Source organism: Allobranchiibius huperziae (genome assembly GCF_013410455.1).
Classification (GTDB): Bacteria; Actinomycetota; Actinomycetes; order Actinomycetales; family Dermatophilaceae; genus Allobranchiibius; species Allobranchiibius huperziae.
The window spans coordinates 3045573-3064676 of the sequence record NZ_JACCFW010000001.1 but is presented as its reverse complement, the minus strand read 5'-3'; the positions used below and the strand labels follow the sequence as shown (position 1 = coordinate 3064676).

Sequence of the window (19104 nt, the reverse complement as noted above, 5' to 3'; positions counted from 1 at the left end):
GCCTGGTCACCGGTCGATTCGGGGCTACAGGGCGTACATCACGTCCGCGCTGGCCTTGTCGAAACCCCACCCGCGGTAGGTCGCGATTGCCGGCGCGTTGTCGCCTTCGACGTAGAGGTCGATGGTGCGCACTCCGGCCGCTGCCAGGTGTGCCAGGCCCAGTGTGGTCACGGCCCGGCCGAGCCCGCGACCCTGGTACGCCGGGTCGACGGCGACGACGTAGACCTCGCCCTCCGCGGCGCCGGGCGGCTCGATCTTGGTCCAGTGCGAGGCGGCCAGCACGGGCCGCTCCCCGGTGACGTCCTCGATGAGCAGTAGCCCGGTGGGATCGAACCAGTCCTGGTCCATCCGCTCCCGCAGGTCCGCCAGGGTCATTCGGCCCTGTTCGGGGTGGTGGGCGAACGCGCGTGCGTTGACCCCGAGCCATGCCTCGTCGTCCGCACCAGGCTCGAAGCGGCGCGAAGCGAATCCAGTTGGCAGAGATGGCTCTTCGATCCCCGGCTCACCGTCCACGGGTCGTGCCATCTTCCACAGCTCGCGCACCACGTGCAGCCCGTGGCTGGTGGCCAGTGACCGGGCGGTCGGCAGGTCGCCGTGTGCCCAGACCCGCGCGGCACCCTCCTCGCTCACCTGGTTGACGACGAGGTCCAGCAGGCTGGCGCCGTACCCGTTGCGCCGGTGATCGGGTCGCACGACCAGCTCGTACGACGCGCGGCTCGCGTCGGAGACCGCGATCGCGATCAGCTCACCGTCCACGTCGTGCCACACCATGGCAGGCCCCTCTCCGTCAGGGGACTCGCCGTCGGGTGCGCCGTGCCGGGCATTCAGCAACGTCTGCTCCGAGAGCGGGGCCACGCCGTCGACCTCCTGGGCCGCGCGCGCGAGATCGGGCAGTTGGGCGCGGACCTGCTCCGCGGTGAGGGTCATACCGGCGATTCCACCAGAGACCTGGGGGTGCGTCGATCGCGGGAGGCGACCGGGCGACCGGGTGCCGTCGCCGGTGAAGGCGTATCCGCTGACGTGCAGGGGCCGGGCGACGACCGGTGCCTCCGTGCGCTCAGAAGTGGATGGCGCTGCTGAGTGCGATCGTCCCAGCGACAGGCCGTCGCCTGGCCCGCAGCATCTGGATCGGCTTCGGGGGCTGCAACCGGTAGGCCACGGACGGGAGGTAGTTATTCGAAGGGTCACGTCACGGTTACCCGCTCAAGCTGCTTCGCGCTGCGTGTCCCGAAGCAGCCACACCATCGCACGCAGCGGCGCTCCGTGCACAGGCTGAGCGGCGCACCGTTCATCGACCAGCCGAGCAGCACCTCGGGGGGCACTCCTGCGTCCGGCGTAAGAAAAGCGCCATATGCCGCCCACGGACGCAGGAGTGCCCGAGTGCCCCCATTTTCGCACCGGTGGCGGCTGGCGGTGCGCCGGCCTGTTAGGTGTGCTCAACGGGCATGTCGCGCGGGCCGCGATCAGCCCCGTCCCGCCAGATCCCGGGCCGCCGCGCCGCGCGCCTAACGCAGTAGCCATTGATATAAGCGCCTCGTCGAGCTCATAACGAGCCGACCGTCCCAATCAGCACGGGGTACCAGTGGGGGCAAAGGCAGCGTCTTTCGTGACCCACGTCGTACCGCTAGTCACACCCACCACACAAGTCTATTTGAGAAACGGTGAATTATTTTAGTATCTCCTCTCACTCAAGACACATGCGATGTCCGATTGCCCGTGTACGATCCGACCACGAACAATGCTTCACAGGTGGAGGGCAGGTGGTCAGCTGCAATGAAGTGGATTGTTTCTGTGTTCGGTGGATTGTTTGGAATTTTATTAGTCTTGCTAGCGTGGTCGATTTGGAACAAAAAGCGTTTGGCGCGTAAGCACGAGATCCCTCCAGAGGTGCGTAGAGGGTTAGAAGCGCGTCTCCTTGACTTCGTCAGGGCCGGCAGCGGCGACAGGCATGAAAGCGTAGGGCTGTACTCCTTCTGGAGAAATGAATCTAAGTCCTATCCCGGCAGGGGTGGGGAGGCTCTTTCTTCAAGAGTTCCGATGACAGTCCGCACCCAGGTCATCGGCGAGCTTATTCGACAACGGCATATCGAACTGCCGGACGTTCCAGTTCGCGCGGACCGCGAAAATCAGCAGCCGGATTCGGGTTTTGTCGAGTCGCTACTCGACATGGTCGGAGAAATGCTGAGTGAGCTCGGAAAGGCTGTCTGGGTGATCGTCAAGACGGGAACTGCCATACCGCCGAAATTCGTTCGCCTTACTGACGGCACCTTCGATCGAATGACGCATGGAGTCAGCGGATACACAATCATAGGAGGATTTGTGCAACACAACGAAGGCACCTTCGTTAATTCGCCACCCACGATGGCCGGGCGCAATGCCAAGGTGTCACAGAAGCGCGTCGGGAACAATCTAGGCGAAGCTCCATTCAACCCGGAAGTTCTCGATCGGATCGTGGATGTACTTCGCCGTGATGCTGAAAAGGCGCCTCAGCCGTACCGCGACCAGATGAATGACGTCGCATCGGGCATAGAGCGAGAAGCTGGTAAGGACTCCCCGGACGAGGATGAGGTTATTTCTAGGCTGCGTCGAGCGCGAAGGATTATTGCTTCTGCTGGCACTGTCTTCGTGGCGTCGAATGAGGCGGTCAAAGCATGGTTTGAATTAAAGAGCCACTTGTAGCGAAAGAGAGACCGATGATATTAGGGGTCTGGAGACCTCGGGTGGAATTGGCCTACCTCGGACTCAGGGGTGCCCGCGTCCGCACCCTTTGATTAGAAAGGGCACGGTCGCAGATTGCACCGCCAAGCGCACATTGAATTGTGCGGCAAGCAAGGTGGCGGAAGCGAGCCGCCTTGAGGACAGGTAGGCGTTTTGTTCCATTGCAGTGGACGGACACAGTTGACCCGGCACGCGGCCGCGATCCCCGGCTTCATCCCCGCACAAACCGCCGGATCGGGCTGGTTGTAGATAGCCGGGCGCCGTCGTTGGCGGACCTAGCAGACTCAATTCGTCCTCGTCGGGGCGTCGCCGGAGGGGAACCAGCGGCGCTCCGAGGATGGGGGTCAGAGTCGGAATGATGCACGGTTCTGCAGGACTCGAATCAGACCCGCAGCCGTCGGCGAACCTTGTACGACGCCGATCCCGAGCCGGTGGGAAAGCCGAGCGGATCAGTCGGCACTGACCTGTCGACGGAACTCCTTGCGCTCGGAGTGCAGCTCCCAGAGGTGCTGGGCGAGCACCTCGGGGCTCTTCTCCTTGTCGCCGGCGATGATCTGGCCGCCGATGATCAGCTGGGAGACCTGGATGCCCTCCTCGCCGAGCACCTCGTTCAGCAGCTGCGCGTACGCGGCCTGGCCGGCGAAGGCGACCGAGGTGCCCGTGACGCCCCGGCCGGGGGTGACGGCCGAGCCGCCGTTGACGAACAGGATCGTGCCGCGGTTCTCCCCGAGGAAGCGCATCCCGGGGAGCACCTGGTGCACGGCGGCGACCGGTCCGTAGATCGAGAACTCGACAGGACCGACGAGGTCGGCCGGGGTGGTCTCCAGCACCGGACGCATGAAGTCCTTCTGCGGCAGGGGGCTGTACTGCAGCACCTCGATCGGGCCGAGGGTCTGCGTGACCTGCTCCAGTGCGGCCGTGATCGATGCCGGGTCTCGGACGTCGCCCACGAAACCGGCGGCCTGTACACCGTCCTCCTGCAGCTCGGCGGCGAGGTCGTCGACACGTCCGCGGTGTCGTGAGATCAAGCCGACCGCGAAACCCTCCTCGCCGAACCGACGAGCGACGGCGGCTCCGAGGCCCCGGCCTGCTCCGATGATCGCGATCGTGGTCATGTCCAGCTCCTGTCGTGAGGATACGTACGGCGTGCGGCACGGTCCGATCGCAGTCACCTGAACGGCGTGCGGCGGCGGGTGAATCGAGGTGCCGGACCTGGCCCGACACTGAAGTCGTGGCTCGAAGCCAGGCTACTGAGCCGCTGTGTCCGGCATCGGCCCGGCGGGATGGGCAGTGACGACCACGCTGTGCACCCAGCGGGTCAGCGGAGCGTGCGGGTGCACGAGTCGAGCATGAGCGCGCTCGAAGGTGCCCTCGGTGATGTGAGCGGTAGTAGCGACCGCGCCGGCCGGAACGACGACCAGGAGTGCGCCGAGCACGGCGGCGGCCGGCAGCGAACGACGTCGTGGCTGGAGCAGCACCTGCACCCGGTAGGCCACCTCGTCCTGGGCGAAGGCGAGGCGGGTGATCGTCGCGTCCGCTGAGGTGACGGTGGCCGCGGCGACGATGGCGCCGGCAACGACGCGCCGGTCGCCGATCTGATCGGCGGCTATCTCATCGGCCCAGCGTTCCGTGGAGAGGCGCACCGCCCGGCGTACCGGGCGCAGGATCGGATTGGCCGCTGTTGCGACCTCGACCAGCTGGAGGTACGCGTGGTGATGAGCGATGAGGTGCGCCTGCTCGTGGGCGATCAGCGCCTGCCGGTGCCTCGGACCCAAGGCCGCCAGGACGGGTGCGCCCACCACGACCCGACCGGGGAATCCGGCTATCGCGCGCGGCGACTCGAGCTCTGGGATGATGACCAGTCCCGCTACGTTCGGCATCCGCCGACACGCGGCAGCGGACTGCCACAACGATCGGCCCTCTCCGACGACCGAGATGAGCGAACGGGCGAGCAGGACCGATACGACCGCCCCGGCGAGCATGCCGGCCCACGGTGCGGGGCTCGAGCTGTGCAGCTGACGCGCGCTCCAGCCGCAGGCGGCCGCGATGGCAGGGATGCCCGCAATCGTCTCGAAACACATGACGCAGGCGATGAACCCGGTGCCGGCGCTCACCACGAAGGCGCCGGCCGTCAGCAGCACCGTCGCCGGCGCGGGCCGCATCGAGCGCCCCAGCACCGGAGCGGCCAGGGCCAGTGCGATGCCGGCCCCGAGGCAGGCGATCAGTGCGGCGACGATCACGCCTGCGCCCCTGGATCGCCGGTCTGCGGCACGTGGGTGGCCTCGATCAGGAGCTGGGTGAGCAGGCGCGCGTCCTCGGCGCTGAGGTCACCGATGAAGCGTGACATCACCGCCGACCGGTCCTCGTGCGCCTCCATCAGGCGGCGCATCTGGAGCGCTGTCAGTGCCGCGCCCATGGTGGCGGTCGATTCGACCAGCCCGTACCGGTAGGTGCGTCCGACCGGGGTACGGCGCAACACACCCTTGTCGCACAATCGGGTGAGCGTCGTCATGACGGTCGTGTATGCCGCGGTGCGGTCGAGCGCGGCATGGATCTGGGGGGTCGTCAACTCCTCGCCCGCGGCGGCGATGGCCGCAACCACCTCACGCTCCAGTGCACCTGGCTGCCGTCGCATCCGTCCTACTATTCGACCAGTAGTACCACTTGTACCTTCTACGGGCACACGATGCGGTATCAGGACGCACGATGCAATTGCGGCCCGCGGCGCGACCGAAGGAATCGAACGCGGCTGGCACTGGACACCGGCAGCAACCTGGGTCTGTTCATGCGGGTCCACCGGATTGCGGAGGAGCTCACCCCATCGCTGCATGCGGCGAGGCGGGCGTTCGTGAGGTACGGCGTGCTCGTCCGGCATGCGCTGTGGAGGCGGTCGAGGCCTTGACGATCACTTTCGCGGTCGGGACCTCGCGCGACTGGGCCGGACGGTGCGGGTCCCCGTGCGATGCCCGGTCTAGGCCGGGGCGATCTGCTCCTCCGGCGCGCGCAATTCGTGCGCGCCCACGAAGCGGTAGCCGACGTTGCGCACCGTACCGATCAGCGACTCGTTGTCCGGGCCGAGTTTCGCGCGCAGGCGTCGCACGTGCACGTCGACCGTGCGGGTGCCGCCGAAGTAGTCGTAGCCCCACACCTCCTGCAGCAGCTGGGCGCGGGTGAAGACCCGACCCGGGTGCTGCGCCAGGTGCTTGAGCAGCTCGAACTCCTTGTACGTCAGATCGAGCGCTCGGCTGCGGATGCGGGCGGAGTATGCGTCCTCGTCGATGGTGAGCTCACCGGCCAGGATGCGGGTGGGCTCGTCCTCGGCCTGCGTCGTCGTCCTGGTCATCGCCAGCCGGATCCGGGCCTCGACCTCGGCAGGGCCGGCCGATTCCAGCAGCACGTCGTCCAACTGCCACTCGTTGGTGAGCGCGGTGAGACCGCCCTCGGTGAAGATCGCGATGAGTGGGGTGGACAGCCCCGTCGTACGCAGCACCCGGGTCAGCCCGCGCGCATTGGCCAGGTCGCGTCGGGCGTCCAGCAGCACGACGTCGCACTCGGGAGGATCGACCAGGGCCTGCGGTTCGGTGGGCAGCACGCGCACCCGATGGCCGAGAAGACCGAGGGCCGGAAGCACCTCGACACTCGCGCCGCGAGCGTCGGTGAGGAGCAACAGGCGTGCCATGCTGCTCAAGAATACGATGTTGCAGGTAGGACGACCGGCCAGTACGGCCGGGCGTGACGCGTGCCACATCATGCGGCGGGGGCCGGTTTCCGGGATCCTGCCGGAGATCAGGAGGGGCCATGGCACAGATCGTCGTGCGGTACTGGGCCGGAGCACAGGCTGCTGCCGGCACCCCGACCGAACAGTTGAACGGCCTCACCGTCGGCGACGTGGTCGCCGCGGCCACCCAGCAACACCCGGAGCTGCGGCCGGTCTTCGCGCTTGCAGCGCTCCTGATGAACGGCAGCCGGGTCGACGCCGAGGACCCACTGGTCGACGGCGCCACCCTGGAGGTGCTGCCGCCCTTCGCAGGCGGCTGAGGCTGCCAGCAGGAGACGTCCGCGGGGGCGTGCCTGCCCGCCCCGTGCGGCCACGCGGCACCCTCGCCGGCGAGGTGGTGGCAGGATTCGGGTCGTGCCCGAGGGAAGCGAGACCACCGCCCAGCCGGTCGACGCACCCGCGACGCGGGTGAGGAGCGCCTCGGCCTCCCCGTTCCTGGCGGGTGTCGGCGCGATCGTGCTCGCCGTTCTCCTGGGATTCTGCGCGTACGCCGGGTCCGTCGCGCTCGCGGCCGCCTACCTGTTGAGTGCGCTCGTGGTGGCGGTCGGCTGGCCGATGCTGCTCGGTCTGCCGCGGGAGCGGTCCAGCTCCCTGGTCCTCGGGATCGCCGCGGTCTCGATGACCGTGATCGTCGGATGGGCCGACACCGCCGACGGGATCCGTTGGGTCACCGCGGCACTGGCCATCTCCCTGGCACTGGTCTTCCTGCAGTCCCTGGTCAGCCGGGGGGAGCGCGAACGCGTGGTCATTTCCCTCGCGGTGATGAGTCTCGGTCTCGGGGCGCTCGCCAGCGGCGCCTTCATCGCCGACGCGGCACTACGCGACCACGGGCGGGAGGCCGTCGTCGCCGCGCTGGCCGGTGCTTCGCTCGGTACGGCGCTGGATGTCGCCCTTCGAGGTCGGGAGCGGCTGTCCGAGGCGACGCTGCCGGTGTCGCTGCTCCTCGGGATCGGCGCCGGACTCATCGCAGCGGCCGTCGCCGGCGTCCCGTGGAACGCCCCGCTCGTCGCCGGCCTGCTCGGCGCCGGCGTGTCGCATGCGTTCCGTTCGATCCTGCGCGCAGCGGCGCGGCTGGGCGGACCCGCGGCTCAGCTGGCCCTGGGATCGGCGACCGTGCTCTTCGTCGGCGTGCTGCCGACCGCGGCGACCTGGTTCTTCGCGCAGATCAGCTGACTCGCTTCAACTCCGCGGAGGCGTAACTCTGCAGCGGGTGCCCCGTGGCCGCCATGTCCATGGCCCACATCAGGTTGGAGTTGACGTAGCCGTAGAGGCGCGTCGCGGCGGAGTACTCCATGGCGCTCGGGCTGCGTAGCACCCCGTCGGTACGCAGTTCGATCTTCGCGGGGGTGGTGTTGCCGTAGTACATCTCCACGACACCGGTCGGATGGGCCAGTACGAACTCGACCTCGCCGTCCGGCAGCGGCCGCCAGTAGCCGAGCTCGCTCGTGAGCGGCTCGACCTGGTTGCCCGCCTCGTCGAGCAGCCAGGTGGTGCTGCGCCACTCCAGGAAGGGCCGGCCGTCGTGGCCGCAGACGACCTCCTGGCCGAAGTTCACCGACTCGATGCCCGGATAGCCCATCACACCGGCGCCCTCCCACCGGCCGATGAGCCACGCCAGGGGTGCCAGCTCACGCGGCATGTCCGTGTCCAGTTCGAAAGGCATGCCCGGAATCGTACGGCGGGGGTGGGTGGGCGCGCTCAGCTCACGGTGTTGGGCGTCACCGAGGTGCTGCTCATCGAGTCCGTGCGCAGACTGGCGCCCAGTTGCTTCATCTTCGGCATGTCGACCACGTCGACGTCTCCGACGGAGTTCTTGGCGAAGCCGGAGAACGGTGCGGTGTAGAACGTCAGGTCGTTCCGGCTGATGTTGCGCAGGCTGACGGCGAGCGTGATGAGGTACGACGTCGAGGTGTCGGTCAGGGTGTACGGCGCGATGGCCGAGATCATGTCGAGTGCCCGCTTGGGGTTCTCCAGCGTGCCGCGGGACAGCGCCTTGGTGACCATGGCGTTGATCCACTCCTGCTGGTCCACCCCACGGTCGATGTCACCGTGCGGCAGCTGGTGGCGCTCACGGGAGAAGCCGAGCGCCTGCTGGCCGTTCATGTGGTGGTAGCCCTGCGTCCAGGAGCCGAAGCTGCCCTCGCTGTAGGGGTAGCGCACGTAGACGTCGACCCCGCCCATCGCGTTCGTCAGCTTGGTGAAGCCGTCGAAGCCGATCTGCGCGACGTGGTCGATGTGCAGGCCCAGCAGGTTCTGCATGGTCGACACGAGCAGCTTGGACCCGCCGAAGGAATACGCCGCGTTGATCTTGTTCATCCCGTGTCCGGGGATCGCGACGTAGAGGTCGCGCGGGAAGTGCACGACCTGGATGCTGCGCCGGTCGCTGCTCACGTGCATGAGCTGAATGACGTCCGAGCGTCCGTTGTCGCGCAGGTTCTTCCCGCGGGAGTCCGAGCCGAGCAGCAGGATGTTCTGCGCTTTGCCGGCCGTCGCGTCGCGGGTCGGCCCGTCCGAGGGCAGCAGCGAGTTGGAATGCTGGATCTGGTCCAGCTGGTGGTTGACGTAGAGCGCGAGGCCGCCGACGGCGAGAGCGATGACGACGATCATCGATAGCAGGGTCAGACACCCGACCTTGAAGCAGCCGGCGCGCTTCTTCTCCTCCGGCGGTGCCTGCTCCGCGGCCTGGTTGGCGTCCTCGGTCGGGGTCGACTCCCTGCCGGCCGGTTCGGTGCCGCCGGGGTGTGGCGAGGTCTCGGCGTCTCGCGCGTCGTCGGGTCCGGAGGCGGCGCCCTGATGCGCGGGGTCCTGCGTCATGGCGGTCAGTGTAGGTGGGCACCGGTCCCGAGAACGCGTCCCGACGCTGGTCATCGGGCAGTTCACAGCTGCGTGACCGGCCACTGCCGGATCGGCGTGCGTGGTCGCCCGGCGTACCGTTGTCAAGGTGACCACGACAACGCCGAGTTCCTCGCTCACCCGCCCCGGAGCGGTCGACGGGCAGGGGATCGACGCGGGAGTTCCCGCGCACTACGGCGACCCCATGGGGGAGCAGCGCCGCCTCCTGGGCGCAGATGCGCTGGTCGACCTGTCCCACCGAGGGCTCGTGCGCGTCACCGGGCCCGACCGTCTCACCTGGCTGCACTCGATGACCACCCAGAAGCTGGACGACCTCGCGCCGCACCACGGCGTGGAGACGCTGGTCCTCAGCCCGCACGGGCACGTCGAGCACGCGATCCACGTCGTGGACGACGGCGAGTCCTCCTGGCTCGGGGTGGAGCCCGGCACCGCCGACGCACTGGTGCAGTGGCTGACCTCGATGCAGTTCATGCTGCGGGTGCAGGTCACCGACGTCAGCGCCGACTTCGCCCAGTTCGGCCAGGTCTGCGACGAGGCGGGCAGCGCCGAGCAGTACGCCGCGGACGGCACCCTGGTCTGGGTGGACCCGTGGCCGACCATGGGACCGGACACCGCGTCGTACTCCGGCGACGGCCCGCATCCCGCGACCGGACGGCGCTGGCGCGAGGTCATCGTGCCCCGCGACCGCGCCGCGGACTTCGTCGGCGACCGGCCGCTGTCGGGCACGCTGGCCGCGGAGGCGCTGCGGGTGGCCGACTGGCGACCCCGGCTGGGCGCCGACACCGACCACCGCTCGATCCCGCACGAGTTGGACTGGCTGCGCACCGCTGTGCACCTGCACAAGGGGTGCTACCGCGGGCAGGAGACGGTCGCGCGGGTGCACAACCTCGGCCGTCCGCCGCGCCGGGTGGTCTTCCTGCACCTCGACGGTTCAGGTCACCTGCTCCCCGAGCCGGGCGCGCAGTTGCGCGTCCCGGGCGTCGAGCGTCCGGTGGGTGTCATCACCACGGTCGCGCGCCACCACGAGGACGGCCCCATCGCGCTCGCGGTCGTCAAGCGCAGCACTCCGACCGACGTCGACCTGGTCGCCGACGACTGCGCCGCAGCGCAAACGGTGATCGTCACGCCGTGAGCGACCCGGTCCGCGTCCTCTACGACACTGTCGCGACGGCGTACGACGAGGCGCTCTCGAGTGAACTCGACACCAAGCCCCTGGACCGGGCGCTGCTCGCCGGACTGGTCGACAGCATCGGGGACGGCCCGGTGGCGGACCTCGGTTGCGGGCCCGGTCAGGTCGCCGCGCATCTGCGCCGGTGCGGCGCCCGCCAGGTGGTGGGCATCGACCTGTCGCCGCCGATGGTGACCACCGGTCGCGCGCGGCACGGTGACCTCGGTTTCGCGGCGGGCGATCTGCGCGCCCTGCCGCTTGCGGACGGCGTGCTCGCGGGGGCGACGGCGTTCTACTCGATCATCCATCTGCACCCGGACGAGCGTCCCGTGGCGTTCCGGGAGATGGCCAGGGTGCTGCGACCGGGCGGGCAGCTGCTGATCGCGTTCCACATCGACGCGCCGGGGATCCCGATGGGTACGGCGCACCGCTCCGAGAACTTCCTGGGTCACCCCGTCACGTTCGACGGGTGGTTCCTGGACCCCGACGAGGTCGCGCGGATCGCCGCCGCGGCGGGGCTCGTCGAGGTGGCCCACTGCGTGCGCGCGCCCATCCCGGACGCGGAGTACCCCAGCCGCCGCTGCTACCTGCTGCTCGCCCGCCCGGCCTAGGGGGAGCCGCTTACTACTTGTGAGTAGCATCACGCTTGCTTCAGCTTGCGCTCTGCTAACTGCAGCAAGCATACTGTTTGTATGACACCGAGTCCCGTGAACGATCTGGGCGGCTTCCTCAAGGAGCAGCGCCAGCAGGCGCAGCTCTCTCTACGGCAGCTGGCCGAGCGCTCCGGGATCAGCAATCCCTATCTCTCCCAGATCGAGCGGGGCCTGAAGAAGCCCAGCGGCGAGATCCTGCAGGCGCTCGCCAAGGGGCTGCGCATCTCCGCCGAGCAGCTCTACGTGCACGCCGGTCTGCTCGATGCCGATCCGTCGGGCGGTGAGCGCAGCGCACTCGACGTGCGTACGGCGATCCGCGCCGATCCGCTGCTCACCGATCGTCAGCGCGGTGTCCTGCTCGATCTCTACGCATCGTTCGTCGACGACGAACCGAAGCGCTCCAGCTGAACCGAACACCCATCACGTCCAACGGAAAGGTACTGATCATGGCTGCCAAGTCATCGAAGAAGACCGAGAACAACACCCCCCTCTACGCGCTCGTGGGCGCCGCCGACGCGGCCGTCAACAACGTGCTCGAGCTGCTCGACCAGGCCGGTGAGCGTGCGGAGGCGCTGCGCACCGAGGCCCAGCCGAAGGCCGTCCAGGCCCGGCTCGCCGAGACCCAGGGCCGCGTCACCGAGGCCGTGAACGACCTCGTCGCCCAGATCGAGGCGCTGCCGCAGACCGCGACCTCCACCGTGACCCAGGTGCAGAGCGACCTGGAGAAGTCCTACAACGACCTGGTCGCCCGCGGCCAGAAGGTCATCGACGACCTGCGCAACCAGCCGGTCGCCAAGAAGCTGCAGGCGCAAACCGACAGCATCACCGGTCGGGCCCGCAAGCAGGCCGACGACGTGCGCAAGCAGGCCCGCAAGACTGCGGCGGGGACCACGTCAACCGCCAAGAGCACCGTCTTCGCCGGTCGCAAGGAGGTCGCCCGCAACGTCGCCGGTGTGGCCGCCCGCGTGTCCAGTGACACCTCGCGTCTGAGCCGCGTCGCCGAGCGCGACGGCCGCAGCGCCGCCGCCAAGGAGGGCAACGCCAAGCCGAGCGCCCGCAAGCCCGGCCCGAAGAAGGCCGCCGCCAAGAAGACCACCGCGAAGAAGTCGACCGCCAAGAAGAGCGCGTCCAAGACCACCACCGCGAAGGCGACCCCGGCCCGCAAAACCACCACCGCGAAGGCCACGCCGGCCCGCAAGACCGCAGCGAAGAAGACGACCACGTCCACCACGCCCGCGTCGACCGGCACCACCGCGAACACCACCACCTCGAGCTCGACCCCCAGCACCACGAGCTCCAGCTCCTGAGCACTGTCCGGTGCGCTGCCCGACGGCGGCGCACCGGGCAGCACCACGCGACTCCCTGTCGCACCGATTCGTCGGTAGGACGGGGAGTTTCGGTGTTTTCGGGGCGGGCACCTATCGTGCTCGGGTGAGTTCGGTCGAAGCCCTGTCCGGTGCGCCCGTGGTGGCGCACGTCGTGCGAAACGGATTCGTGGAGTCGGTGCACCACGGCTGCGCGGTCCTGACGGCCCCGGACGGCGCGGTGGTCCGGCAGATCGGGGACGCCGGCGCTCCCTGCTTCCCCCGGTCCTCCAACAAGCCCCTGCAGGCCGTGGCGATGTTGAAGGCGGGGTTGCAGCTCAACGCCCCGCTGCTAGCTCTGGCCTCGGCCAGTCACTCGGGGGAGGCCTTCCACCTCGACGGGGTGCGCCACATCCTGGCCGAGCACGACTTCTCGCCGGAGGACCTGCAGAACACCCCCGACCTGCCGTACGACGTGCAGGCCCGCAACGACTGGCTCGCGGCCGGCCACGGCCCCACCTCCCTCGCGCAGAACTGCTCCGGCAAGCACGCCGGGATGCTCGGCGCGTGCCAGGCCGCCGGATGGGACCCGAGCACCTACCTCGACCCGGCGCACCCCTTGCAGCAGTCGATGGAGCAGACCATCTCCGAGATCGCGGGCGAGCAGGTGAGCGCGACCGCTGTCGACGGCTGTGGCGCCCCGGTGATGGCGATCTCGCTGGCCGGTCTCGCGCGAGCGTTCGGACGTATCGCTGCTGCGGACGAGGCAACCCACGAGGGCCGCGTCGCGCACGCCATCCGCGCGCACCCGGAGTACCTCGGCGGGACCCGCCGGGACGTCACGGCGCTGATCCGCGCAGTGCCGGGGGCCGTCGCGAAGGACGGTGCGGAGGCCGTTTACGCCGTCGGTCTGCCCGACGGTCGCGGGTTCGCGGTGAAGATCGCCGACGGCAGCCAGCGGGCACGCCAGGTCGTGATGGCCGCGCTGCTGCGCTCCGCGGGTGTCGACAGCCCCGGGCTCGACGAGATCGCCGACGTCCCGGTCCTCGGTCACGGGCAGCCCGTAGGCGCCGTGCTCCCCGTAGCCATCTGAGTCCCGCATGCGGGCGGTGGTGCAACGCGTCACGCAGGCGCGCGTCGACGTCGGCGAGGAGTGCGTCGGGCGGATCGACACCCCCGGTCTGGTGGCGCTCGTCGGTGTCACGCACGAGGACTCGACCGCCGAGGCGGAGCTCCTGGCCCGCAAGATCGCCGAGCTGCGCATCCTGTCCGATGAGCGGTCGGTGCTCGATCTGGGAGCGCCGGTGCTTGTGGTCTCCCAGTTCACGCTGTACGGCGATACCCGACGCGGGCGGCGACCGTCCTGGGCAGCGGCGGCGCCCGCGGCGTATGCCGAGCCGCTGGTCGAGCATGTCGTGGCGACGTTGCGGGAGCGAGGGGTACACGTCGAGACGGGTCGCTTCGGAGCACGGATGAGCATCACCCTCACCGGTGACGGCCCTTTCACGATCCTGCTCGAGACCTGAGGCGACCCGCGGCAGGCCCGAGGGCCCACCAATTGCGCGAATCGTCGCGCCGGATACCGGGGAATCGGCACAGGTGACGAACGTAGACTCTCGCCATGAACCTGCTGACCGGCCTCTCCTTCGTCCAGTACTGGATCGCGCTGGTCCTCGGTCTGGCCATGCTGGCGTGTGAGGTCGTGGCGTTCGTGGACTGCCTGCGCCACCGCGAGGACGCGTTCCGCGCCGCGGGCAAGCTGACCAAGAACAAGTGGCTGCTCATCACCGGGATCGCGCTGCTGCTCGGGATCCTGACGGTGCAGAGCCCGATCGGCTTCCTCGGGATCATCGCGATCGTGGGCTCGGCCGTCTACCTCGTCGACGTGCGCCCCGCGCTGCGACAGGTGCTCGGCAAGGCCAGGGAGTCCAGTAACCAGGGCCCCTACGGACCTTGGTGAATCCCCAGCACTGATGCGGAGATTGACCGGCCGGGTGCGGTCCTACGCCTGGGGCTCGCACACCGTCCTGGCCGAACTCACCGGGCGATCCGCACCGACGCACGAGCCGGAGGCGGAGTTGTGGCTCGGCGCTCACGAGGCGGCGCCGGCGCTGCTCGACGACACCACGCTGGACCAGATCATCGCCGCCGACCCGGCGCGCACTCTGGGCGCGGACCTCGCGGCGCGCACCGGTGATCGGCTCCCGTTCCTGCTCAAGGTACTCGCCCCTGAGCGGGCTCTGTCGATCCAGTGTCATCCGGACGCCCGGCAGGCGCTGGACGCGGCGCCCGGGACCTACACCGACCGCTCCCCGAAGCCGGAGGCGGTCGTCCCGCTGACGCCGTTCGAGATGTTCGCCGGGATGGTGCCGTACGACGAGATCGTGGCCCGGTTCGGCAGTCTGGGGGTGCCGGAACTGCGGGCGATCGCAAGAGAATCCCTCACCGCGCACGACATCCTGGCGGGCATCCTGGCGACTCCGGTCGACGCCCGCCCGGACCTGGTCGAGCGGACGCTCGCGGCGCTCGACGGGGCGCACGCGGTCCCGGCCGATGTCGCGGACGCCGTCCGGTCCGTGGCCCTGGACTACCCCGGCGATGTCGGTCTCGTCGTGCTGCTCACGATGCACCATCGGGTCGAGGCTCCGGGCACCTACGTCTTCGTCCCCGCGGGGGTGCTGCACGCCTACGTGCGGGGTGCCGCCATCGAGATCCTCGCCAACTCCGACAACGTCGTGCGCGCGGGGCTCACGCCCAAGAAGATCGACGTGGCCGAGCTGCTGCGGATTGTGCAGGTGCACCGCCAGATGGTCGCCGAGGTCGGCGAGCGGGTCGGACGGGTGGTGCGCTATCCGCAGTCGGCGCAAGAGTTCTCGCTGTCCCTGGTCGATCAGGGAGAAGAGCCGGCCCAGGTCGCCGAGACCGGTCCGCGCATCGTGCTGGCACTCGGTGGGTCGGTGCGGGTGACGTGCGACGGGGAGGCTCTGACCCTGTGCCCGGGTCAGGCGGTGTTCGTCGAGGCGGCCGAGGGAGCGCTGTCGTTCACGGGCACCGGCACGGCGTACGTCGCGGCCACCGGTCGACCCGCCTGAACGCCTCTGCCCCGGTCAGGAGCCGGGGCGGACCGCGTCCCAGTCGACGGTGATCTCGCCCATCCGCCACCGGGCGGGTCCGTCGTGCAACGGCCAGCCGGCATCGTGCAGTGCGCGAGCGGCGGAGATGAAACGCTGGCGCGAGCCGTACGCCGACAGCGGGCTGGCCCGCTCCCACGCCTCGTCGAGCGCGGCGAGGAACGCGTGCACCCGCTCGCCGGGGACGTTGCGATGGATGAGGGCCTTGGGCAGGCGCTCGGCCACGACCGACGGCGTCGTCAGATCTGCCAGTCGCAGCGAGACGGTCAGCGAGAGCGGGCCGCCCGCGTCCAGCGCCACCCAGCTCGCGACCCGACCGATCTCGTCGCAGGTGCCGTCGACCACCAGACCGTCGGGGGCGAGCCTCGCCTGCATCCGGGGCCAGGCCTGCGCGACGTGCGCCTCGTCGTACTGGCGCAGCACGTTGAACGCGCGGACGACCTGCACCCGCCCGCTCACCGGTATCTCGAATCCGCCTCGTACGAAGGACAGTCCGGGTCGCTGCAGGTGCAGGGCGTCGGCGACCCTGGCGGGTTCGATCTCGACGCCGACCACCTCGGTGTCTCGGCGTACGGTGCGCAGCCGGTGGTGCAGCTCGACCGCGGTCACGGGGTGGCGGCCGTATCCGAGGTCGACCACGAGGGGCCGGTCGACGGTGCGAAGCCGCCACGCCTGAGGTCCAGTGAGCCACCGGTCGCAGCGGCGCAGCCGATTCGGTGCGGTGGTGCCTCGGGTCACCAGACCGACCGGTTTCACCTTTCGCACCGGGCGAGGGTATCGGGACGCCCTGTCCGGGCCGTGCCAGACTGGACGGCGATGTCACCTCTGCCCGAGATCCCCTCCGCCGTACGGCGAGTGGCGATGATCAGCGTGCACACGTCGCCGCTGGAGCAGCCCGGCACCGGGGACGCCGGTGGGATGAACGTCTACGTCCTGGAGACCGCACGTCGCCTCGGCGAGCGCGGTGTGGAGGTCGAGATCTTCACCCGGCGGACGAGCGCCGCGTCGGCCGAGGTCGTACCCGTCGCACCCGGCGTCCTGGTGCGTCATATCGACGCCGGCCCCTACGAGGGACTGTCCAAGGACGACCTCCCGGGTCAGCTGTGCGCGTTCGCGGCCGGGGTGATGCGGCTCGTGGCGATCAGCCCCGAAGGTCACTACGACCTGGTGCACTCCCACTACTGGCTGTCCGGTCAGGTCGGCTGGCTGGCCGCCGACCGGTGGAATGTGCCGCTCGTGCACACCATGCACACGATGGCCAAGGTGAAGAACCGCTCGCTGGCACAAGGCGATCGGCCCGAGCCGGCCGGTCGGGAGATCGGCGAGGAGCAGGTCGTGCGAGCCGCCAGTCTGCTGGTCGCCAACACCGAGATCGAGGCGCGAGAGCTCGTCGAGCTGTACGACGCCGATCCGGCCAGGGTGCGCGTCGTACCGCCGGGGGTCGATCTGGTCACCTTCGCCCCTGGCGATCAACAGGCCGCCCGCGAGGCCCTCGAGCTGCCGCAGGACGCGGAGCTGGTGCTCTTCGTCGGCCGGATCCAGGCGCTCAAGGGACCGGATGTGCTGCTGCGGGCCGCCGCCGAGATGGTGCGGCGCGACCCCGAACGACGGCGGCGCCTGATCGTGGCGGTCATCGGTGGGCCGAGCGGATCGGGGCTGGAGAAGCCGCGTGCCCTGCAGGCGTTGGCCCGCGAGCTCGGGATCGCCGACATCGTGCAGTTCGTGCCGCCCGTGCCGCGTCAGGAGCTGGCGCAGTGGTTCCGCGCGAGCGACGCGGTCGCCGTCCCCTCCCGCTCCGAGTCGTTCGGCCTGGTGGCCCTGGAGGCGCAGGCCTGCGGCGCGACGGTCGTGGCCGCCGACGTCGGCGGCCTGCCGCGCGCGGTCGGAAGCGCCGGTGTCCTCGTGCAGGGACATGACCCGGCGGTGTGGGCCGAGCGGTTGCTGGCGGTGCTCGACAGCACCCCGGACGAGCGGAAAGCTTTGGTGGACAGGGCCGTCGAGCATGCGCAGCGCTACGGCTGGGAACGCACGACCGATGAGTTGCTGGCGGTCTACGAGCGGGCCTGCCGCGACGCGCGTACCGACGTAGCCGACGACGCGGGCTCGGGGCGGCTGCTGGAGCTTCCGCTCGCCGAGGCCGTGATCCCGTGAGCCCCGCGCACGCGGAGGTCCACGAGACCATCCGCGCGTTTCTCGCCGACGCCGATCTGGAATGGGAGACCGGCGCCCGCGACGGCGAGTACGTCGTCACCCTCCCGGGCGATCGCAAGCTCAAGACGGTCACGTCGTTACTGGTCGGCGAGAAGGCACTGACCACAACGGCGTTCGTCATCCGTCACCCGGACGAGAACGCCGAGGAGTTCTACACGTTCCTCCTGCGGCGCAACCTGCGGATGGGGGCGGTGGCCTACTCCATCGACGGCACCGGCGACGTCTACGTCGGCGGCCGGGTGCCGCTCGCGGCGGTCGGACCGGACTACCTGGACGACGTGCTCGGCGCCGTCCTGGACGCGGCCGACGCGCCCTTCAACGAGCTGCTGGTCATCGGCTTCCTGTCGTCGATGAAGCGCGAGTGGGCCTGGCGGATCAAGCGCGGTGAGTCCACCCGCAACCTCGAGGCTTTCGCACATCTGCTGCAGGACTGACCCCCTCCTAGACTGACCGGCATGACTCACACCCTGGTGTTGCTGCGGCACGGCGAATCGGACTGGAACGCGAAGAACCTCTTCACCGGGTGGGTCGACGTCCCGCTGACGGACAAGGGTCGCGACGAAGCTGTGCACGGCGGGGAGTTGATCAAGGACGCCGGCCTGCTGCCGGACGTCGTCCACACCTCGCTGCTGCGCCGGGCGATCACGACCGCCGGCCTGGCGCTCGACGTCGCCGACCGCCACTGGATCCCGGTGAAGCGCTCGTGGCGGCTCAATGAACGGCACTACGGCGCGCTGCAGGGCAAGGACAAGAAGGCCACGTTGGAGGAGTTCGGCGAGGAGCAGTTCATGACCTGGCGCCGCTCGTACGACGTGCCGCCGCCCCCGATCGAGCCGGGCTCGCAGTTCAGCCAGGACGGCGACCCCCGGTACGCCGATCTCGGCGCCGACGCGCCGCGTACCGAGTGCCTCAAGGACGTCATCGCGCGCTTCCTGCCCTACTGGGAGTCGGACCTGAAGCCGGACCTGCAGGACGGCAAGACCGTGCTGGTCGCCGCGCACGGCAACAGCCTGCGCGCGATGGTCAAGCACCTGGACGGCGTCAGCGACGACGACATCGTGGGCCTCAACATCCCCACCGGGATGCCGTTGGTCTACCACCTCGACGACGACTTCAAGCCGACCGTGGCCGGTGGGGAGTACCTCGACCCGGAGACCGCGAGGGCGGCGGCCGAAGCGGTGGCCAACCAGGGTCGCTGAACGCCGGCCGGGACCGACCCTGACGGCGTTCGCATCCATTGACGGCGTTCGAACGCCGTCAACCGTCGCGAACGCCGTCAGGGTGCTGC

22 protein-coding genes are annotated in these 19104 nt (G+C 69.4%); 14 read left to right on the top strand and 8 right to left on the bottom strand.

The window, feature by feature from the left end:
- Positions 1–24 precede the first annotated feature (24 nt).
- A complete protein-coding gene (gene mshD / locus HNR15_RS14520; protein WP_179482966.1) occupies positions 25–927 on the bottom strand; it encodes a mycothiol synthase in 903 nt (300 codons plus the stop codon).
- A gap of 789 nt (positions 928–1716) precedes the next feature.
- On the opposite strand from mshD, the gene HNR15_RS14515 reads away from it, so the two are divergent.
- A complete protein-coding gene (locus HNR15_RS14515) occupies positions 1717–2679 on the top strand; it encodes a hypothetical protein (RefSeq protein WP_179482964.1) in 963 nt (320 codons plus the stop codon).
- Positions 2680–3167: 488 nt separating this feature from the next.
- On the opposite strand, the gene HNR15_RS14510 is transcribed toward HNR15_RS14515, so the two are convergent.
- From HNR15_RS14510 to HNR15_RS14495, 4 genes are all read right to left on the bottom strand, one after another.
- Entirely contained in the window at positions 3168–3833 is a 666-nt protein-coding gene (locus HNR15_RS14510) for an SDR family NAD(P)-dependent oxidoreductase (protein ID WP_179482962.1), read from the bottom strand.
- Between the two features lie 132 nt (positions 3834–3965).
- Positions 3966–4958: a M48 family metalloprotease gene (locus tag HNR15_RS14505; protein ID WP_179482960.1), complete on the bottom strand. Its 993-nt coding sequence runs from the start codon at positions 4956–4958 to the stop codon at positions 3966–3968.
- Positions 4955–5353, bottom strand: coding sequence for a BlaI/MecI/CopY family transcriptional regulator (locus HNR15_RS14500; protein WP_179482957.1), 399 nt, complete (start codon positions 5351–5353; stop codon positions 4955–4957). The genes HNR15_RS14505 and HNR15_RS14500 overlap by 4 nt, the downstream gene beginning before the upstream one ends.
- Positions 5354–5689: 336 nt before the next feature.
- The gene (locus HNR15_RS14495) at positions 5690–6397 is read right to left on the bottom strand and encodes a winged helix-turn-helix transcriptional regulator (RefSeq protein ID WP_179482955.1); all 708 of its coding nucleotides are present in this window, start codon (positions 6395–6397) and stop codon (positions 5690–5692) included.
- Between the two features lie 119 nt (positions 6398–6516).
- Between HNR15_RS14495 and HNR15_RS14490 the strand changes: the two genes are divergently transcribed.
- Positions 6517–6756: a MoaD/ThiS family protein gene (locus HNR15_RS14490; protein WP_179482953.1), complete on the top strand. Its 240-nt coding sequence runs from the start codon at positions 6517–6519 to the stop codon at positions 6754–6756.
- Positions 6757–6850: 94 nt separating this feature from the next.
- On the top strand, positions 6851–7669 hold the full coding sequence (locus tag HNR15_RS14485) for a hypothetical protein (RefSeq protein ID WP_179482951.1): 819 nt from the start codon (positions 6851–6853) through the stop codon (positions 7667–7669).
- Here the strand turns inward: HNR15_RS14485 and HNR15_RS14480 are convergent.
- Together HNR15_RS14480 and HNR15_RS14475 are read right to left on the bottom strand one after the other, a co-directional pair.
- Complete coding sequence (locus HNR15_RS14480; protein ID WP_179482948.1) at positions 7662–8159, bottom strand: heme-binding beta-barrel domain-containing protein; 498 nt, start codon at positions 8157–8159, stop codon at positions 7662–7664. The genes HNR15_RS14485 and HNR15_RS14480 overlap by 8 nt on opposite strands.
- Before the next feature lie 35 nt (positions 8160–8194).
- The gene (locus tag HNR15_RS14475; protein ID WP_179482946.1) at positions 8195–9310 is read right to left on the bottom strand and encodes an LCP family protein; all 1116 of its coding nucleotides are present in this window, start codon (positions 9308–9310) and stop codon (positions 8195–8197) included.
- Between the two features lie 127 nt (positions 9311–9437).
- Between HNR15_RS14475 and ygfZ the strand changes: the two genes are divergently transcribed.
- The 8 genes from ygfZ (at position 9438) to manA (ending at position 15566) form a co-directional block, all read left to right on the top strand.
- Complete coding sequence (gene ygfZ / locus HNR15_RS14470; protein ID WP_343048548.1) at positions 9438–10481, top strand: CAF17-like 4Fe-4S cluster assembly/insertion protein YgfZ; 1044 nt, start codon at positions 9438–9440, stop codon at positions 10479–10481.
- Positions 10478–11128 carry a methyltransferase domain-containing protein gene (locus HNR15_RS14465; protein ID WP_179482942.1) on the top strand — a complete coding sequence of 217 codons (651 nt, stop codon included), beginning with the start codon at positions 10478–10480 and terminating at the stop codon, positions 11126–11128. The genes ygfZ and HNR15_RS14465 overlap by 4 nt, the downstream gene beginning before the upstream one ends.
- 81 nt (positions 11129–11209) lie before the next feature.
- Positions 11210–11578, top strand: coding sequence for a helix-turn-helix domain-containing protein (locus HNR15_RS14460; protein WP_179482939.1), 369 nt, complete (start codon positions 11210–11212; stop codon positions 11576–11578).
- Between the two features lie 38 nt (positions 11579–11616).
- A complete protein-coding gene (locus tag HNR15_RS14455; protein WP_179482937.1) occupies positions 11617–12477 on the top strand; it encodes a hypothetical protein in 861 nt (286 codons plus the stop codon).
- A gap of 124 nt (positions 12478–12601) precedes the next feature.
- Positions 12602–13567 (top strand): asparaginase, encoded by a 966-nt coding sequence (locus tag HNR15_RS14450; RefSeq protein WP_179482935.1) that lies wholly within the window; start codon positions 12602–12604, stop codon positions 13565–13567.
- A 7-nt stretch (positions 13568–13574) separates the two neighbouring features.
- Positions 13575–14000 (top strand): D-aminoacyl-tRNA deacylase, encoded by a 426-nt coding sequence (dtd, locus tag HNR15_RS14445; protein WP_179482933.1) that lies wholly within the window; start codon positions 13575–13577, stop codon positions 13998–14000.
- 95 nt (positions 14001–14095) lie between these two features.
- Complete coding sequence (locus tag HNR15_RS14440) at positions 14096–14434, top strand: DUF2516 family protein (protein ID WP_179482930.1); 339 nt, start codon at positions 14096–14098, stop codon at positions 14432–14434.
- 13 nt (positions 14435–14447) lie between these two features.
- Entirely contained in the window at positions 14448–15566 is a 1119-nt protein-coding gene (manA, locus tag HNR15_RS14435; RefSeq protein WP_179482927.1) for a mannose-6-phosphate isomerase, class I, read from the top strand.
- 15 nt (positions 15567–15581) lie between these two features.
- Here manA and HNR15_RS14430 read toward each other — a convergent pair whose 3' ends face one another.
- Positions 15582–16370: a class I SAM-dependent methyltransferase gene (locus tag HNR15_RS14430; RefSeq protein WP_179482925.1), complete on the bottom strand. Its 789-nt coding sequence runs from the start codon at positions 16368–16370 to the stop codon at positions 15582–15584.
- Positions 16371–16421: 51 nt separating this feature from the next.
- Between HNR15_RS14430 and mshA the strand changes: the two genes are divergently transcribed.
- The 3 genes from mshA to HNR15_RS14415 are packed head-to-tail and all read left to right on the top strand — an operon-like array spanning position 16422 to position 19015.
- Positions 16422–17756, top strand: coding sequence for a D-inositol-3-phosphate glycosyltransferase (gene mshA / locus HNR15_RS14425; RefSeq protein ID WP_179482922.1), 1335 nt, complete (start codon positions 16422–16424; stop codon positions 17754–17756).
- Complete coding sequence (locus HNR15_RS14420; RefSeq protein ID WP_179482920.1) at positions 17753–18250, top strand: YbjN domain-containing protein; 498 nt, start codon at positions 17753–17755, stop codon at positions 18248–18250. The genes mshA and HNR15_RS14420 overlap by 4 nt, the downstream gene beginning before the upstream one ends.
- A 21-nt stretch (positions 18251–18271) precedes the next feature.
- Positions 18272–19015 carry a phosphoglyceromutase gene (locus tag HNR15_RS14415; protein ID WP_179482917.1) on the top strand — a complete coding sequence of 248 codons (744 nt, stop codon included), beginning with the start codon at positions 18272–18274 and terminating at the stop codon, positions 19013–19015.
- Positions 19016–19104 lie beyond the last annotated feature (89 nt).

Bases quoted from the DNA above. Each gene is read 5' to 3' on its own strand.
- mshD (WP_179482966.1), bottom strand. From the start codon at position 927: ATGACCCTCACCGCGGAGCAGGTCCGCGCCCAACTGCCCGATCTCGCG.
- HNR15_RS14510 (WP_179482962.1), bottom strand. From the start codon at position 3,833: ATGACCACGATCGCGATCATCGGAGCAGGCCGGGGCCTCGGAGCCGCC.
- HNR15_RS14500 (WP_179482957.1), bottom strand. From the start codon at position 5,353: ATGCGACGGCAGCCAGGTGCACTGGAGCGTGAGGTGGTTGCGGCCATC.
- HNR15_RS14495 (WP_179482955.1), bottom strand. From the start codon at position 6,397: ATGGCACGCCTGTTGCTCCTCACCGACGCTCGCGGCGCGAGTGTCGAG.
- HNR15_RS14490 (WP_179482953.1), top strand. From the start codon at position 6,517: ATGGCACAGATCGTCGTGCGGTACTGGGCCGGAGCACAGGCTGCTGCC.
- HNR15_RS14480 (WP_179482948.1), bottom strand. From the start codon at position 8,159: ATGCCTTTCGAACTGGACACGGACATGCCGCGTGAGCTGGCACCCCTG.
- HNR15_RS14475 (WP_179482946.1), bottom strand. From the start codon at position 9,310: ATGACGCAGGACCCCGCGCATCAGGGCGCCGCCTCCGGACCCGACGAC.
- HNR15_RS14460 (WP_179482939.1), top strand. From the start codon at position 11,210: ATGACACCGAGTCCCGTGAACGATCTGGGCGGCTTCCTCAAGGAGCAG.
- HNR15_RS14455 (WP_179482937.1), top strand. From the start codon at position 11,617: ATGGCTGCCAAGTCATCGAAGAAGACCGAGAACAACACCCCCCTCTAC.
- dtd (WP_179482933.1), top strand. From the start codon at position 13,575: ATGCGGGCGGTGGTGCAACGCGTCACGCAGGCGCGCGTCGACGTCGGC.
- HNR15_RS14440 (WP_179482930.1), top strand. From the start codon at position 14,096: ATGAACCTGCTGACCGGCCTCTCCTTCGTCCAGTACTGGATCGCGCTG.
- manA (WP_179482927.1), top strand. From the start codon at position 14,448: ATGCGGAGATTGACCGGCCGGGTGCGGTCCTACGCCTGGGGCTCGCAC.
- mshA (WP_179482922.1), top strand. From the start codon at position 16,422: ATGTCACCTCTGCCCGAGATCCCCTCCGCCGTACGGCGAGTGGCGATG.
- HNR15_RS14415 (WP_179482917.1), top strand. From the start codon at position 18,272: ATGACTCACACCCTGGTGTTGCTGCGGCACGGCGAATCGGACTGGAAC.